This window comes from Cytobacillus sp. FSL H8-0458, assembly GCF_038002165.1.
Taxonomy (GTDB): Bacteria; Bacillota; Bacilli; order Bacillales; family Cytobacillaceae; genus Cytobacillus.
In genome coordinates this window covers 944,236-960,991 of sequence record NZ_JBBOBR010000001.1, presented here as the reverse complement: position 1 = coordinate 960,991, position 16,756 = coordinate 944,236, and the positions used below count along the sequence as shown (strand labels likewise).

General features: G+C 42.2%; 17 protein-coding genes. 5 read left to right on the top strand and 12 right to left on the bottom strand.

Translation table 11 applies throughout. From position 1 onward, the window contains the following. Positions 1-36: 36 nt before the first annotated feature. From NYE23_RS04900 to NYE23_RS04885, 4 genes are all read right to left on the bottom strand, one after another. A complete protein-coding gene (locus tag NYE23_RS04900; protein ID WP_341075895.1) occupies positions 37-1,068 on the bottom strand; it encodes an STAS domain-containing protein in 1,032 nt (343 codons plus the stop codon). A gap of 376 nt (positions 1,069-1,444) precedes the next feature. Continuing rightward, positions 1,445-2,815: an MATE family efflux transporter gene (locus NYE23_RS04895; RefSeq protein ID WP_341075894.1), complete on the bottom strand. Its 1,371-nt coding sequence runs from the start codon at positions 2,813-2,815 to the stop codon at positions 1,445-1,447. Between the two features lie 118 nt (positions 2,816-2,933). Next, complete coding sequence (locus NYE23_RS04890) at positions 2,934-3,257, bottom strand: ArsR/SmtB family transcription factor (RefSeq protein ID WP_341075893.1); 324 nt, start codon at positions 3,255-3,257, stop codon at positions 2,934-2,936. Beyond that, on the bottom strand, positions 3,257-3,673 hold the full coding sequence (locus tag NYE23_RS04885; RefSeq protein WP_341075892.1) for an SRPBCC family protein: 417 nt from the start codon (positions 3,671-3,673) through the stop codon (positions 3,257-3,259). Before NYE23_RS04885 ends, NYE23_RS04890 begins: the two co-directional genes overlap by 1 nt. Before the next feature lie 166 nt (positions 3,674-3,839). On the opposite strand from NYE23_RS04885, the gene NYE23_RS04880 reads away from it, so the two are divergent. Continuing rightward, positions 3,840-4,637, top strand: coding sequence for a DUF169 domain-containing protein (locus NYE23_RS04880; RefSeq protein WP_341075891.1), 798 nt, complete (start codon positions 3,840-3,842; stop codon positions 4,635-4,637). Between the two features lie 95 nt (positions 4,638-4,732). Continuing rightward, on the top strand, positions 4,733-5,335 hold the full coding sequence (locus tag NYE23_RS04875; RefSeq protein WP_341075890.1) for a class I SAM-dependent methyltransferase: 603 nt from the start codon (positions 4,733-4,735) through the stop codon (positions 5,333-5,335). Between the two features lie 142 nt (positions 5,336-5,477). Here the strand turns inward: NYE23_RS04875 and NYE23_RS04870 are convergent, their stop codons facing one another. The 7 genes from NYE23_RS04870 to NYE23_RS04840 form a co-directional block, all read right to left on the bottom strand. Beyond that, entirely contained in the window at positions 5,478-6,650 is a 1,173-nt protein-coding gene (locus NYE23_RS04870; RefSeq protein WP_341075889.1) for a phenylacetate--CoA ligase family protein, read from the bottom strand. Then, the gene (locus NYE23_RS04865; protein ID WP_009333564.1) at positions 6,650-7,438 is read right to left on the bottom strand and encodes an ABC transporter ATP-binding protein; all 789 of its coding nucleotides are present in this window, start codon (positions 7,436-7,438) and stop codon (positions 6,650-6,652) included. Before NYE23_RS04865 ends, NYE23_RS04870 begins: the two co-directional genes overlap by 1 nt. Before the next feature lie 223 nt (positions 7,439-7,661). Continuing rightward, positions 7,662-8,843: an ABC transporter substrate-binding protein gene (locus NYE23_RS04860; protein WP_258750760.1), complete on the bottom strand. Its 1,182-nt coding sequence runs from the start codon at positions 8,841-8,843 to the stop codon at positions 7,662-7,664. Between the two features lie 305 nt (positions 8,844-9,148). Beyond that, positions 9,149-10,210, bottom strand: a complete 1,062-nt coding sequence (locus NYE23_RS04855) for a branched-chain amino acid ABC transporter permease (protein ID WP_341075888.1) — start codon at positions 10,208-10,210, stop codon at positions 9,149-9,151. Positions 10,211-10,213: 3 nt separating this feature from the next. After that, a complete protein-coding gene (locus NYE23_RS04850) occupies positions 10,214-11,098 on the bottom strand; it encodes a branched-chain amino acid ABC transporter permease (RefSeq protein ID WP_341075886.1) in 885 nt (294 codons plus the stop codon). Continuing rightward, complete coding sequence (locus NYE23_RS04845) at positions 11,098-13,005, bottom strand: AMP-binding protein (RefSeq protein ID WP_341075884.1); 1,908 nt, start codon at positions 13,003-13,005, stop codon at positions 11,098-11,100. The genes NYE23_RS04850 and NYE23_RS04845 overlap by 1 nt, the downstream gene beginning before the upstream one ends. Before the next feature lie 53 nt (positions 13,006-13,058). Next, complete coding sequence (locus NYE23_RS04840; protein ID WP_341075883.1) at positions 13,059-13,829, bottom strand: ABC transporter ATP-binding protein; 771 nt, start codon at positions 13,827-13,829, stop codon at positions 13,059-13,061. A 522-nt stretch (positions 13,830-14,351) separates the two neighbouring features. Here NYE23_RS04840 and NYE23_RS04835 point away from each other — a divergent pair. Together NYE23_RS04835 and NYE23_RS04830 are read left to right on the top strand one after the other, a co-directional pair. Then, positions 14,352-14,837, top strand: coding sequence for a hypothetical protein (locus tag NYE23_RS04835; protein WP_341075882.1), 486 nt, complete (start codon positions 14,352-14,354; stop codon positions 14,835-14,837). Positions 14,838-14,954: 117 nt separating this feature from the next. Next, positions 14,955-15,329 carry a nucleotide excision repair endonuclease gene (locus tag NYE23_RS04830; protein ID WP_341075880.1) on the top strand — a complete coding sequence of 125 codons (375 nt, stop codon included), beginning with the start codon at positions 14,955-14,957 and terminating at the stop codon, positions 15,327-15,329. Positions 15,330-15,356: 27 nt separating this feature from the next. On the opposite strand, the gene pssA is transcribed toward NYE23_RS04830, so the two are convergent. Further along, on the bottom strand, positions 15,357-16,052 hold the full coding sequence (gene pssA, locus NYE23_RS04825; RefSeq protein ID WP_048011058.1) for a CDP-diacylglycerol--serine O-phosphatidyltransferase: 696 nt from the start codon (positions 16,050-16,052) through the stop codon (positions 15,357-15,359). 183 nt (positions 16,053-16,235) lie between these two features. Between pssA and NYE23_RS04820 the strand changes: the two genes are divergently transcribed. Next, positions 16,236-16,727, top strand: a complete 492-nt coding sequence (locus NYE23_RS04820; protein WP_197216883.1) for a hypothetical protein — start codon at positions 16,236-16,238, stop codon at positions 16,725-16,727. Positions 16,728-16,756: the final 29 nt, after the last annotated feature.

The following is a 16,756-nucleotide window of genomic DNA, read 5'->3' as shown; positions in this document are numbered from 1 at the left end:
AACCAGCATTGGTCCTTAATGCTGGTTTTTTACTCTTTACTTTTTGGGGGAAATCTCCAATCCAACTTGATCTAACGCGTGTGTGATTCCCTGCTGCAGAACTGAAAAACAAGGAATTTGTGTTTCTTTATTTCCGCTCTCGATTATTTGCAGGCTAAGTTCAGGTGATATCCCGACAAATATGCAGTTTGTGCCCAATAGGGAAGCTGCTTTGACGAATTTCTGCAAAAAATCGAAAGTATATTGATCAACACCCTTTAATGCAGTTAAGTCCAAGATTAAATACTCTGCTTTATAACGGGGAAGATTCAGTAATGTTCTGTTCAGCAGCTCCTCCGCCCGCAGCTCCTCATATCTTCCTACTAAAGGAATGACCAAAATGGAATCGATCACTGGAATTATAGGAGAAGAAATCTCTTTAATGATTTCAGACAATACTCTGGTCTGCTCAGCAATTTCCTTTTCCAGCTTTTTCTGGGAGCTTTGATTCTGCTCTTTAATCAAGGCACTGATATTCTGAGAGGGCGTAATGTCGGACTCAAAAAATTCGTATTCTGAATACTGATCTCCCTGGACCTGGCTTTGCCTCACTTTATACCATACCTTTGTTTCAAACAGGCCGCTTAACACCCCTGCCCAATGTCCAGGCAAAAAAGTGCCTTCTGCTTCTTTTTTTTGTTTCACATTAATCTTATATTCCCAGCCATTTTTAACACGAATGATCGCTTTTTTATCTTCGAGACTAAAGGATGCAATATCTGTTTTTCCCCATCCGGCAGTTAAATACATATTAGGTAAATGATTAATAATGTCTTCTTTTTCTTTATTCGATTCCAGATAAAATTTGCTGACAATTTCCCCTGTCCGGTAGCCAGCGGTTTCAAGAACAAGCTCGGCAGACTTTTCACCAGAGATTTCCTCAATGGAGTCCAGCAGAGTCTTGAAAGCTGTGTTTACCCAAAACACCAGCACTTCGTCATTTTCAAATTTAAACGTGGCATCATCCAGATCCCATTCAAACAGAGATCCATTCACATTTATTTCATACTTGGAAGATTTAGTCTCCATCGAATTTCCTCCATCTCTTTTTGTGTTTAATTCATCTATTTAAAGAACAATATTATTCTAACCTCAAGGTTATTTCGGAGTCAAAAATGATTATGCTGCTGGTAGAACCTTACCACAGATGAAAAAAATCCATATAATATAGCTGCTGAGAATTGCCGCGAAATATAATTTTTCGCATGCAGAGTTTATATTCACCCCCAAAAAAGAATAGGGAAACAAGTCCTCCCCGCTTATACCTACCCTTCTTCTTCCCGCTTAATCGTGAATACAGTGCCATTTGCCAAACTTTCTTAAAAAAATAAATTTGTTTTCAGTGCATTAGCCAGCATTTAGCAAAAAAAAAACCGCCATGCCCGCAATAAGCGGAGAGACGGTTTTAGCCTGCTTCCCTGATCTCTTCAATTATGAATTTTCTCTTCTGGATAAAAATGAGCCTCATTGAAAGGCAAACACCTGCAGCAAGAAGCCCGATCGTAAGGCCAAGCCAGTAACCAGTTGCGCCAAGGTCTGTATAGTGCGCAAGAACATAACCAGCAGGAAGACAGATCAGCCAATAAGAAACCAGTGTGATTACGAAAGAAATATTCACATCTTTATATCCTCTTAAAGCCGCTTGCGCAGTAGCCTGGATGGCATCGGAAATCTGGAAAAACAGAGCATAAATCAGAAAATGGGCTGTCAGGGCAATAACCACTTGATCAGTAGAGTAAAAGCCTGCCACCTCATAGCGGAAAAATACAACCAGGAGGCCTGTGAACAGCGCAATTAAAATAGACAGATAGATGCCCAGCCAGCTGTAGGATTTTGCATCCTTATACCTGCCTGCCCCCACCTCAAATCCGACTAACACGGTCTGTGCCATGGAAATGCTGATTGGGATCATATACAGGAAGGAAACAATGTTTAATGCAGACTGATATGCAGCAATAGTTGTTACATTGAACTTACTGATTAAAATGGTCACCGCGGCAAACATACTCGTTTCAAAAAAGATGGACAGTCCCATGGGTACGCCTATCTTTAAGATTTCTTTGCATTTATCCCATGAAAATTCCTTAAGGCCGCTGAAAATGGCATAGCTTGAAAAAGGATCCTTCGTTTTGATAATAAGTGCAGTCATGACAAGGATGAACCAATAAGTAAAAGAAGTTGCATACCCTCCTCCTGCACCCCCCAATTCAGGAAATCCCCAATAGCCAAAAATCAGGACATAATTCAGGAAGAAATTGATGGGAAGTGAACAAAATAAAATCACCATCACAACTCTTGTTTTGCCGAGTGCATATATGAAAGATCTTAAAACATTAAATATGAATAAAGGGATGATTCCAAAGCTAAGTCCTACAAGATAGCCACGAGATGTTGCTTTCACATCATCAGGCAGATTCATGCTATTAAGCAGAGGGTCAAGCAAAACTGAGCCCAATAGGATGACTGCTAAGGCAATGATACAACCCAATAAGATGCCATTTTTTACGATAGATGAAACTTCATTGTTCTTTTTTTCGCCAATTGCTTGAGCCGCAATTGGGGATACAGCCATTAAAATCCCGCTAAGCCCAGTAAAAACCGGATTCCAAATGGAGGAGCCAATCGCTACGCCTGCAAGGTCTGAAGCATTATATCTCCCTGACATAATTGTATTAAAAAAGACCATTGCAAACATGCCAAGCTGCGTGATTAGGATAGGAATTAACATAATTGTTATTTGCCTGATCTTCTCCTGTAAAGTAAACGTCTGATACATCATAAAGACTCCTTCACAAAATAGTAAACACAAATATTATTATATTATATCTTTAAAAAGAAAGACCTCATTTTCATTCAAAAGAAAAAAGAGCTGCGGAAGCTCTTTTTCCAGAAAATCACTCATCTTCTTCAACTATATATTTAAGTTTTTGCAGCTTATTGTTCCAGAATTGCTCATAAAAGGACAGCCATTGCCTCAATTCAGTCAGCGGCTCAGGCTGGAGATAGTAAATTCTTTCTCTCCCCGCCTTTTCCCCCTTTACTAATTCAGCTTCAGAGAGAATATGGAGATGTTTTGATATGGCGGTACGGCTTATAGGGAAATGCGCGCTTATCTCTGAGATCGGGCGTTCTTTTTCAGCAAGCAGCCTTAAAACCTCTCTTCTCGTAGGATCGGCGATTGCCTGAAAAACATCATGTTTCCTGGCAGAAGCACCCATTATTCCTCAACAGCCTTGCTAAGCTTCGAAAGAATTCCAGTCCATCCATGAGACATTCTTTCACGAATAACCGCACTCTCGGCTTGAGCTTTCTCAACCAGTTCATCTGACTGTTTCCATCCGCCATGTATAAGAGTGAATTCAGTTTTGCCGTCCAAATCTTTTAAAATAAAAGATACAAACCAGCCATCCTTATCCCATTCAAAAGAAAGCCGGTTTGGCTGATCCAGTTCTGTCACCTTACAAGGAGACGGGCCAAATGGGGACTGAATATGAAATTCATAGCCAAGTTCAGCCTTGAAATCATTTGGCATAAACCACGCTTCGATTCCTTCTGATGTAGAAACTTTCTTCCAGACTTTTTCGATAGGCGCATTAAGAATGACGGTCTGTTTAATATCCTGAAGTGTTTCCATTTATAAGTTCTCCTTTGTATATAAAATAAAACCTTTTGGTTCCATTTAAATCATATAAAACCTTTTGGTTTCATGTCAACAGATGTTTGCAAAAATAAAGCCTAACTATGCAGGTTAATCCATATAATCTACAGAATACTTATAATATCTTAAGGAGGGATTTTTAATGCAGGGAGCCATTCACGCTCAAAAGCTATCTGATCTGGAAACTGCGATACATACATATGTTCGTCCCGACACCTTCCCGCTTGCCATTAGAGTTATGAAAAAGGAAGATTCTGTACCTGACAGGGTCAAGCGTCCGGCAAGAGACTTTAACAAAACTTTCAGCATCTGCCAGGGTGTGACGATGTCAAGAAGATATGGATGGGCGATTGCCATGGGCAAAGAAGACTTATCATGCCCAATTGCCAAAATTGCTTTCGGGTTTGAAGAGGAATTGGACTATTACTCTGAGGGAAATTTAACAGATGGAATGTACACAAAAACCTGTGATCTTGGCGCATTAACCGAAGCTGCCGTACCCAAGTTTACAAAAGAGGAAGCCGGGACAGTGCTGATGGCTCCTCTGGGGAGAGCAGCATTTGAACCGGATGTTATCACAGTTTATGGGAATTCAGCGCAAGTCATGAGAATGGTGGCGGGCGCACTCTATCATACGGGCGGCGAAATTACTTCCACTTTTACTGCCCGGGCAGATTGCGCTGATATTGTTATTAAGACAATACAAAGCGGTAAGCCGCAGGTAATCCTCCCATGCTATGGGGACAGGGTCTTCGGTCAGACGCATGATCATGAAATGGCCTTCACCATTCCTTTTTCCATGGCAGATGAATTTGCAGATGGATTAAAGCAAACCCACAAAGGCGGTGTGCGCTACCCTGTCCCAGCCTACCTTCAGTATGAGGCAAAATATCCGGACACATATGAGAAGCTGAACGAGATGTTCGACAGCATCCCCTGATTGAAAGCTGGCTCCTCCAATAGAGGTGCCGGCTTGTTTCATTCTGGAAAAAGGGTAAAATAGAATAGACAGCTATTAAGAAATGAGTGAAATAATTGAGCAGCTTATTCCCTTCCCTATATGATCTGGCCATGCAGCCTCTTGAGAAAAGAAAATTTCAGAAAATCAGAAGTGAGATCCTTAACATGGCTGACGGCCGTGTTCTCGAGATCGGAGCGGGTACAGGCATTAACTTTCCCTTATACCAAAAGGCGGACCGTGTCGATGCCATTGAACCAAATCAGGCAATGATTGAAAAATCACTTTCTCGAAAAAATGCAGCTTCAGTTCCTATTCACATTCACCGGCAGTCTGCTGAAGAACTTGAATTTGCTGACAATACATTTGATTCAGCAGTTGCCACTCTGGTGTTATGCACAATCCCAAATCCTGAACAAGCACTCACAGAGATCAAACGAGTCTGCAAGCCACAGGCAAAAATACTATTCTTTGAACATGTGAAAATGGCGCAGCCCGCTCTCGGATTTGCCCAGGACGCGCTCAATCCTCTATGGAAACGGATATGCGACGGCTGCCACCTGAACCGGGATACACTTCAGACTATTCAGGACTCAGGCATGAAGATAACCAACGTTACTGCCTATTATAAAGGATTATTTCTAGTGGTGGAGTGTGAGAATCCTGATGGCGGCCGTTAATTTTCATCAGTGGTTCCATTTGTGATTAAATTGAGTAGGTTTGCCTGGGATTTTTGGCCGTCGCTGAATGACTCCTTTTACGGCGTTTATCAAAATTTCAAACCCCATAAAAAAGAAGGCCGATTCAATCAGCCCCCTTAGACTACACCCTCTTTAATTCGTAGTTCCGCTTATCCACCAGCTTCTTTTCATCCTTTTTAATAAAGCCTGACGCTGTTAATTCAAGAATCGGCTTAACCCTGATCACATTCTGGATTTTTGAAGCAAGCTCAGGGTTTAATCCATTTTCCGATTCTATGAAAATCGTAATCTGGTCCTGCCCCTGCTCATTTGTTACCACAGCCTGGAATGACGGATATCCAGCTTCATTTAATACCTGCGCCAGCTGTTTTTCTCTTACAAACATTCCTTTTACCTTTATCCCATCACTGACACGCCCCAGCACTCCTGCAATCCTTTTTCCCTCATATCCTTTTACCCAGCGGGAAAGGTCGCCTGTGCCAAAGCGGATAAGCGGGTAGCTTCTATCAAATAAAGTGACAACCACTTCTCCTTCTCCCTCTGTAACTTCCGATCCAGTCTGCGGGTCACAGATTTGAACAATGGCAGAATCCGTGATACTCAGTCCAGGCCCTAATTTGTCCTCATAAGCAAGACACCCGCAATCTGCAGTCCCATATCCTTCATATACGGAAATTCCATTATCTTCACACCTTTTCCGCATTTGTTCCGTCAGCATTTCAGCAGTAAAGAAAGCTTTAGTCACGAAAACATCTTTTCCCGCCTCCCATCCCTTTTCTTTAAGGGCATCAAGCAAAAGGCTAAAGAAGCTCGGGGTTCCCACGTAGCCGGTTACCCTGACAACCTTCATAATCTGGATCTGCAGCTCACGATTACCGGTTCCTGCAGGGATGACAGTTGCTCCTAATTCACGAAGTGCGGAATCAAACATAAAGCCAGCCGGTGAGAGATGATAGGAAAATGTATTTTGTACTATATCCCCTTTACCAAAGCCTGCCTTCTTGAGTGCTTCTGAGAAACGCCAGAAATCTTTCCCTGTCGTTTGCGGATCGTAAATCGGACCTGGTGACATAAAAATTCGTTCCATCTCATTTGGCTTTACAGCTGCAAAGCCTCCGAAAGGCTGGTCTGCAGATTGCAATTCCGGCAATCGATCTTTTTTAAGCACAGGGATTTTTTCCAGGTCTTTTAAGGATTGTATGTCACCTGGAGAAATACAGGCATCATCAAGCCGCCTTTTAAATCCGCTGGCATTTTTATATGCATGGTGAATAACTTCCTTCAGCTTTTCCACTACAGCCACCTCTTTCTTCTTTTATAAGATTTAATATCTTTATAACTTTTCCGGCCCTTATCCCCCATTCCAAGATAAAATTCACGCACATCCTGATTGGAAAGAAGCCGGTCCACCGTTCCATCCATCACAATCCGGCCGTTTTCCATGATATATCCATAATCGGCAATCGATAAGGCAACATTGGCATTTTGCTCCACTACCAGGATCGTGGTCCCCTCTTCTTCATTGATTTTCTTTATAATGCCGAAGATTTCTTTGACTAAAAGCGGCGCCAGCCCTAATGAAGGTTCATCGAGAAGCAGCACCTTTGGCTTTGCCATGATACCCCTGCCAATGGCCAGCATTTGCTGCTCTCCTCCTGACAGATATCCAGCCTGTCTGTGCTTAAGCATTTCAAGCTTTGGAAAGTAATGATAGACTTTTTGGATATCACTTTTAATATTCTTCCGGTCTTTCCTGGTATGTGCACCTGCGATCAGGTTATCCTCCACAGAAAGGTGCTTGAACACGCGTCTTCCTTCCATGCACTGAAAAATGCCTTTCTTTACGATGGTTTCAGCATCGCTTACATCAATGCGCTCGCCATAAAGCTCGATAAATCCATCCGTCACTTCACCGTTTTCGCTTTTCAAAAGGCCGGATATCGCCTTAAGAGTGGTCGTTTTCCCGGCGCCATTGCTGCCGAGCAAAGCGACAATTTTCCCTTTTGGCACCACCATTGACATCCCTTTTAATACAAGGATGACCTTGTCGTACATCACTTCCACATTGTTTATTGTCAGCATGCATCTGTCCTCCCGGCTATTTCTCTATTTTCGTTCCCAGGTCAAGTTCTGAATCATTTGTTGTTTGCTGGTTTTCTTCGTTTATTTGCAGAATCAGTGATTTGTTTGCTGATTCCGATAGTTTATTTGTAAATTTTCATGTTTGTTTGCTAAATTTCGAGTTTATTTGCCATGCCTTTAAAAGTGAAGAGGAGGCGGGTATAAAACCTCGCCCCCCATCTTGTTAGTAGCCGATATAATCAGTGAACACTTCAAACTGGCCGTTCTTCACTTCTGCCAATCGAACTTGGTTTGTACCGGCATGATTGTCAGGTGAAAAAGTAACCGGTGCTGCTAAACCGCCAAGATCCAGGTTTGAAATCTTCTCCAGGCCAGCTCGGATGCCTTCGCCTGAAGTCGGATCTTCAGCAAGCTTCATGCCTTCAACCATGATTTTGGCGGATACCCATCCCTGAATAAATTTCTGGTTCTTGTCTTCCAGCTTTTCACCCTTGCTCTCTACGAACTTCTTGATTTCCTCCATTCCAGGAAGATCTTCGTAAGGAAATGCATGTGTAACAACCCCGATAAATCCTTCAGCCGCATCGCCCGCAATAGGAAGCAAGCCTTCACCTGTAGCCCAGTTTAAACCGATGAATTGTGTATCCAAACCAAGCTTTTTAGCATCTTTTAGTATAGTTGCTGTTGCACCCCAAGTTTGGTTGATAATTGCATAATCAGGGTTTTTCTTTTCCATGTTCAGCAATTGGGATGTTGCATCAAGTGTTTTCAGGTCAACGATTTGCTCATCTACAATTTCAATGCCATTTTCCTTGGCAAACTTTTTAGCATCTTCAATTGGCGATTTGCCAAAAGCCGTATCATTGTAAATTAATGCTACAGTCGGTGTGCCGCCAGTGTGATTGTCTTTTATCCATTTCAGTACGGATCTTGCCTGGTCGGAGTAGGAAGCCGCTGCCAGGAAGTTATATGGGCTTTCGTCAATATTTTTCAGGTTCTCTGAGTATGAAGCCGATATGAATGGAAGCTTGTCGGCTGCCACCTGCTGGCGCAGGGCTTCAGTGTCCCCTGTTCCCCATCCCAAAATGGCCGATACTTTATCTTTTGATTTTAATTTCTGATAAAGTTTTTGGGCTTCCGGAATTTTATAAGCATAGTCATCACCGATTAATTCAAGCTTATAACCGTTAATCTCCTCGCCTGCAATGGATTCAAAAAATGCTTTTTCACCCTCTGCATATGGTGTTCCAACATCACCAGTACCGCCCGTAAGGTCAAAGATACCGCCGATTTTAACGGTGCCGCCTTTCTTGTCACCTGATGCTTCCTCGCTGCCTCCAGAACAGCCAGCCAGCATTCCAGCCATTAATGTTGCTGCCAATAAACCCTTCCAAACCTTCTTCATAATGTTCCCCCTCATTTTTTCTTTTTTATTGGCTCTTTTCGTATTAATTTGTTTTTCGCTTATCAATGTTGTCCGTTGATTTCCGCTCCAGGATGCTCGCTTTCCACGGGGGGCGGTGAGCCTCCTCGACGCTATGCGTCTGCGGGGTCTCACCTGTTCCCGCTACTCCCGTAGGAGTCTCGCACCTTCCGCTACAACCAACTCAGTAAACATAATACAAATAGCAACAAACTTTGCGAAAACAGCCTTTTTATAAAAATTTGAAAGATTTACTTTCAAAATTTTCAGATATTATTACCCGGGAATTAATAGGAAAACGGCCAGAGCTTAAAATAGTCTTTAATGTTTTTCCATATTTTCGCAAGACCCTGCGGTTCATAAATCAGGAATAAGATAATTACAAGACCGAATACTACCTCTTTCATCCCGATTAAGACAGCTGATAAGTCGGGAAAAACTCCGCTCATCATTTCTACCCCGGATCTTAGGACAACCGGAAGCAACGTGATAAATACAGCTCCGTAAATAGACCCGAATACACTTCCCAGACCACCGACCAATATGATCGCTAAGTATTCGATGGACACAGTAATGCTGTATAGCTCAGGACTTACAACCATTGTATAATGGCCCAGTAAAGCACCGGCAATGCCAACAAAAAAGGAACTTACAATAAATGCCAATACTTTATATTTAAACAAATCGATACCCATAACCTCTGCTGCCACATCACGGTCACGGACTGCTATGAATGCCCTGCCGACCCGTGACCTGAAAAGGTTCAGGGTGAAGATGGCCGTAATAACCAGCACCACAAACATTAGGTAGTAATAGCTCCGTTCACTGTAAAAGACAAAACTGCCAAGTTCAGGCCTGGATAAGACCATTCCGGCTGTTCCGCCTGTCAGCGCATCCCAGCGGGAAATAACAAACAAAATGATTACCTGTGCTGCAAGGGTGGCAATCGCCAAATACAATCCTTTTAGCCTTAAGGATGGCAGTCCGAATAATCCGCCCACAATCGCCGTTACAATACCGGCTGTCGGCATGGCAATCCAGAAGCTTAATCCCAGCTTTGCTGTCAGAATAGCCGATGTATACCCGCCTACCCCGAGAAAGGCGCCTACCCCTATGGAAATCTGACCTGTAAAGCCAGTCAGGATGTTCAGTCCAATCGCACCAATAGCGGCAATTCCGCAAAGCGTAGCCAGTCCAATGATATAATCGGATGCAAACATTGGGAATACTGCAAATACAGCCAGAAGAATGAACACGCGCAGCCTTACTCTGGTGATCTTCCAGATAGCCATATCTTGTTTATAATTCACATGGAACTCTCCACAATCCATTACAAAAGGATTTCTCATCGGTTACACCCTCTCGATTTCTTTTTTTCCGAACAAACCATATGGCTTGAACATAAGGATAAATACGAGGATGACAAACGGCATAACCTCTTTCAGACCCCCGCCAACCAATGGATCCAGATATCCGCCGGTCAGGCTCTCAAGAATGCCGATGATCAGCCCGCCGATGATGGCACCGGGAATACTGTCCAGTCCTCCAAGAATGGCAACCGGAAGCACCTTTAAGCCTATCGCTGAAAGGGATGCATTCACACCATTGATATTTCCGAGAAGGATGCCCCCAACCGCTGATACAATTGCTGCAATTGCCCAGGCAACTGCGAATATCATTTTTACACTGATGCCCATTGACATTGCCGCCTGCTGATCATCTGCGGTTGCTCTCATCGCAATTCCAAGCTTGGAGTATTTGAAAAAGAGGGTGAAAATGACAAGCATCACCACAACGATTAAAAGTGACCATAAATAGACAGGAGCAATGACGATCTCACCTAGGTTAACAGGCTGTTCAGAGAAAATCTTAGGAAATACACGTGTTTCATGGCCCCAAATTATATGGACAATCCCGGCAAGAACACTCGATAATCCGATCGTCGCCATAATCATAGATATGACGGGCTCTCCAATAAAAGGCCTCAGAACGATCCGTTCAATGACAAATCCTAAAACTGCACTGAACATCAGTGCAATTAACAGGGCTGCAGCAAACGGAATGTTGTAGGCTGTAATAAGCGTTAAACAGACATACGTTCCAATTAGCAGGAACTCCCCTTGTGCAAAGTTGATGGCATCACTGGATTTATAGATAAGCACAAAACCCAGTGCGACAAGAGCATAAACGCTTCCTACCACGATCCCTGTTACAAGCATTTGCAAGAAAAATGTCATTAAGCTGCCCCCTCTCCTTCATCCATAAAAATTACCTGAAGCGTTGTCTGGATGGTTTGTTCCATGCCATCACGATACTTGATCGTACCATTGACACGTATTTTTTTGTCCTCTGTATAAAGTCCATCGATTAAGGCCTGATATTTTTTAGCAACAAACTGCCTGCGGACTTTCTTTGTTCTTGTTAGCTCTTCATCATCTGCATCCAGTTCTTTATAAAGAAGAACGAATTTTTTCACCCGGGCTTTTTCAGGAAGAGTCTGATTGATTTCCAGCACCTGTTTTTCAATCAGCTCCAGCACTTGCGGCTTGGAAGATAAATCGGTATATGTGGTATAGCTGATTTGATTTTTCTCCGCCCAACGCCCTACATTTTTCATATCGATATTAATCATGGCAACCACGTAAGGCCGGTCCTTGCCGATGGCAACCGCTTCCTGTATGAACGAACTGAATTTCAGCTTGTTTTCGATAAATTGCGGAGAGAACATTTCCCCCGTATCAAGGCGGATGACATCCTTAATCCGGTCAATGATATACAAATGCCCTCCTTCATCAAGCCTCCCTGCATCCCCGGTATGCAGCCACCCATCCTGAATGGTTTCCGTTGTGCTTTTCTCGTTTTTGTAGTACCCCTTGCAGACACTCGAGCTTTTGATCAGAATTTCCCCTTCTTCAGAAATTTTCACTTCTGTACCCGGTATTGGAATTCCAACACTATCAAGCTTAATATCGCCGTCCCTGTGCACAATGGATATGCCGGCTACCTCTGTCTGCCCGTAAATGCTTTTTACATTAACTCCTATGCTATGGAAAAATTCAAATACATCAGGTCCCAAAGGTGCACCGCCTGTATAGGCACGCTTGATCTTCAAGAGTCCAAAGTGATCGCGGATCGCACTGAACATCAGGTAATCGGCAACTTTATAAAGAGCCTTCGTACCCGTACTGACTGGTTTATTTTCAAAATGGGCCTTTGCTATCTTTTCGCCTATCGGCTTGCACCAGTTATAGATCTTTCTTTTCAGCCAGCCGCTGTCCTGAATTCTGACCTGAAAGCGCGATACCATATCTTCATATATTCTTGGCGGCGAAAACATAACCTGTGGCCCAATTTCACGGAGGTCTTCCAAAACGGTTGCCGGCTCTTCCGGGAAATTAATCGTCATCCCATTGTATAAGCCCATGGCAAGGGTCATCATCTGTTCCCCGATCCAGGCAAGCGGAAGGAATGAAACATACTCATCCTTATCTGTCAGCGGATCAATGTCTGACAGATTTTTAGCCATATCGATCAGATTCCGGTAAGTAAGCATCGTTCCTTTTGGATTGCCTGTCGTTCCTGAAGTATATGATAAAATCGCCACGTCATCTGCAGACCCCTTCTCAACTTCCTCTGAAAATAAGCCAGGCTGCCCTGAGTGAGAACTTCGTCCCATTTCCAGGACTTCGTTAAATTCCAGCAGAAAATCCTCCCGGTAACCCCTCATACCGCGTGAATCATAATAAATAATCGTTCTGACTTTAGGAATGGAGTCTTTAATTTCCAGCAGTTTATCCACTTGCTCCTGGTCCTCCGCAACGATTATGGTTGCGTCACAATTATCAATAATGTAACTTAGTTCAGCAGATAGGGATTCCTGATAAATTCCAACTGAAATGCCGCCTAAGCTTTGCGCAGCAAGCTCACTGATGACCCATTCGGGCCTGTTATCGCCAATAATGGCAAGCTTATCTTCTCTTTTCAGACCCAGCGATGCCAAACCCAGGCTGAAATTCTTTACTTTGTCCAAGAACGCTTCATACGTGATTTCATTCCAAATTCCGAATTCTTTTTCTCTTAAAGCAACCTGTGACCCATTCCTGTAAGCCCTTTTAATCAGCAGCTGCGGAAACGTCTTGCTCATAGAATCGCTCCCCCCTCCTAAATATCTAAAAATCACTTTAGCCGGTCTATCTTTTAAACGGCATTCTCTTCTCCCAGGTAGGCTTCTATGACTTTAGGATTATTCTGAATCTCTTCCGGTGTCCCGTAACCAATCAGCTTCCCGAAATCAAGAACTGCAATGTGATCGGATAAGTCCATTACAACCCCCATATCGTGTTCAATTAATATAATGGTTGTGTTCATTTCTTCGTGAATATCGATAATGTATCTGGCCATGTCCTCTTTTTCCTCACTGTTCATGCCTGCCATCGGCTCATCCAGAAGGAGAATTTCAGGCTCCAGTGCCAGAGCCCTGCCGGTTTCGACCCTTTTCTGCAGTCCATATGAAAGAGTTCCCACGGGGGTATTACGGATATCCTCGATTTCAAGAAAGTCGATCACCTGCTCAACTTTTTTCCGATGTTCGATTTCCTCTCTCTGCGCCTTCCCCCAATACAGCCCTCCTGCAAGCAGCCCGGTTTTCATTCTCACATGCCTGCCAAGCATCAGATTGTCCAAAACAGATAAGTGCGGGAAGAGCTCGATATTCTGAAAAGCACGTGCAATGCCCATACTGGCTCTTTTGTGAGGTTTATAACGGGTTATATCTTCACCCTTAAAATAAATCGATCCAGATGATGGTTTGTACAGCCCGCTTATGCAATTCAGCATACTAGTTTTACCTGCACCATTTGGACCAATCAGCGAAAAAATCTCCCCCTCCTGCACTTCATAGGAGACATGGTCTAGAGCTATTACACCTCCAAACCTTAAAGTTGCATCCTTAATCTCCAAAATCCCCAATCTTTTAACCCCCTTTATTTCGATTTATAAAATATTATTTATAAAATTAAGAATAGTTTAAATATTCTTTACATGTTTGTATTCTCCTTTTAATATTTAAAATATTTTTCACTCCTAAGCTATTTTTCATTTTTATGTGAAGGGAAATATTGATATGACAAATTCCTTATGTGCAAGTATTTTTCACTATGAAAATGGTGATATATTAGCTGGGTCGAGTTAATTAATAATAGCCCGACACAAATGCGCCGAGTTTAGTTTAGTCTGGTTCCAGCTTCTACCTCCATGAAGGCTGCTAAAGTCCCGCTTTTGGATTAATAGTTTAAGTCACATCTATATCCCTTTCAGCTCGCTTTTTCCTTAAATGTATCCTCTACTACTTTTTTGTATTTGGAATGCCATATGGCAGGTTTGCAATCTTATTCATTATTATCTTTATTTTCTTATTGGATAGTGATTAAAAAAATGCGATTTACATAACAATGCTAGTAAAACAAAAATTTAATAAAAGGAGAATCTGACTTGATCTGTTTGTGTGAAGAGCTTTCCTTATCCTGCTGGGGCCTGGACGGAAAAATTGCCATTTTAGAAGACAAACATACAGTTTTAAAAAACTTTGGTCTAAACGATGGAAACTGGCTGAGCTTTTGGAATATTGACTCCAGACTCCTGACTATGCTTTTTCAATCCCTGGATGCGAAATATGACTGGTTTATTGTCGTCTATGACTATGAAAAGTTCAGTTCAGACATAGAAATAAAAGAAGCTATAATTTTGCATGAAATTGGACATATCACCTATCCGGCTGGAAAGGATGTAATCTGTACAGATACTGAGGTTCAATGTGATCGGATAGCTTTTGATTACGGCCAGGAGGAAGGAATCAAAAAAGTTTTAGATCTCACCCTTAAAATGGCATACTCGCTCAACAATGAAATGCTGCTGAATATGACAGAAGAAAGACAAAAACATTACACTTCATATAAGGAGCAGATGCAAGCTTTCTAAATATATTTCAGTGCTGTTCCGAAGAGTGGTGGACAGGCAGGATACAATGATATTTTTAATGTGGATTACATTTCAAATTTATGGTACCCTTTAATCTTAGAATAGGAAGTGATGATATTGATAAAAATTGAAATACCAGAGCCTAATCTCGTCATTACAAGAAACAGACAGACGGGACAGGCAGGAGAAAGTGACCTTAGCAGTGTCTATGGATTCACAGATTATCATAAGATACCAAGAGACAAGGGCGGCATGATTCTATTTTTTGATGCGAAAGAAGATCTGCTCTTTGTAGGAAAAGCCCGCAAATTAAGACAGCGGGTTAAAAAGCATTTTGAAGACAATGTTTCTCCTTTAAAAAATCATCGTGATGATGTCCATAAAATTGCGGTCATTTTTGTGGAAGACAGCATGGAGCGCGAGATTTATGAGACTTATATCATTAATGCCCTTCAGGCAAAATATAATATCGACAAAGTATTTTACAAATAAAAAAAGGCCATCCCGGCCTTTTTTTATTTAATCTATCTCTTTTTTGTTTTTGCCTTTTATGAATCGGTATGTCAAATACGCAATGTAAAGCGGTATCGCAATATAAATCAAATCGGGAAACGGCCCGTAAGAGCCCTTGTAAATAACGTATAGAACACTTCCCAGAAAAACGGTAACAATTGTTCCGTATTTTGGAAGGGGAACTTCTTTAAAGCTGGGAATCCGGATTCTGCTTACCATAAGAAAGCAGAGTGCGGTAAAAACAACCGTTGTAATGATATTGGGTATATGCTCACCAAAAAGGGTCAGTATGGCCATGATCCCGCCTGCTGCTGTTATCGGAACTCCAATAAAATAGTTTAAAGAGGATTTTGGCGGGCTGATATTGAATCGGGCAAGCCGATATGCCCCAAATAAAGGAAAAAGGCCTGAAACAGCTAATCCAAGAATTCCAAATTGAAAAAAGTATGTATAAAAGACCAAAAATGAAGGGGCTACGCCAAATGTAACAATATCTGCCAGTGAATCAAGCTCTTTTCCTAGTGTACTATCCGCTTTCAGCATTCTGGCCAGCCTGCCGTCCATGCTGTCAAGCATCATGCCAATTAAAATTAATATGGCTGCATTTTTAAATTCTCCATTGGCAGCCATGCCGATTGAAAGAAAGCCGCAATATAAATTACCCAAAGTGACCATATTGGGGATTGTTTTAATAAAACGCACTAGTGACCATCACACTCCAAAAATTGAAAAGATTATTTTAATATATATGCCCTTTCATTATACCATTTAATCTCAGCTGCATCCTTCCCTTTCGAAAATTCCAAGGCAAAAATCCATTGTGTTAGGTACTTGTCCTATACCAATTTTAAAACTCATCATTAAATATAGTAGGAGGTGATTCATTTGTTATCTTTTTATTCCCAGGACCACTACTGCTCGGGTAAAGAAGAATATTCAAAAGCTCCGGGTAAGATTTATGTCACCAATGACTTCATTCCGCAATTTTTTGACCAGAACACATCCATTCCATCCACAGTCAATCTAAACAGCGCCAAAGGGAAATCCCATTTTCACTTTGACCCGGTGAACAATACGATTACAGTTAAGGAAAGAGGCTTTTATTTCCTTCAGTTCAGCGTACAAGTATTTGCTGCTGCAGGACAGGCGAATCTGCCGTTGAAATTTGAGCTTCAGCGGAATGGCGGAACTCTCATCAACTCCCAAACCTCTTTTAATAACAATAATTTTGACGTTGACTATGCAACATCCACTTTATTGCTGGAGGAGCTGGAGAAGGGAGATAAGATCCGTCTTGTACTATCCGGCCCTTCGCCTTTCCCTCAAGGAAGAGTGACTCGCCTGGATTTCGCCAGTGTCACCATTTTTGAGGCATAATAAATGAAGAATCCCTAATCATCCTCATG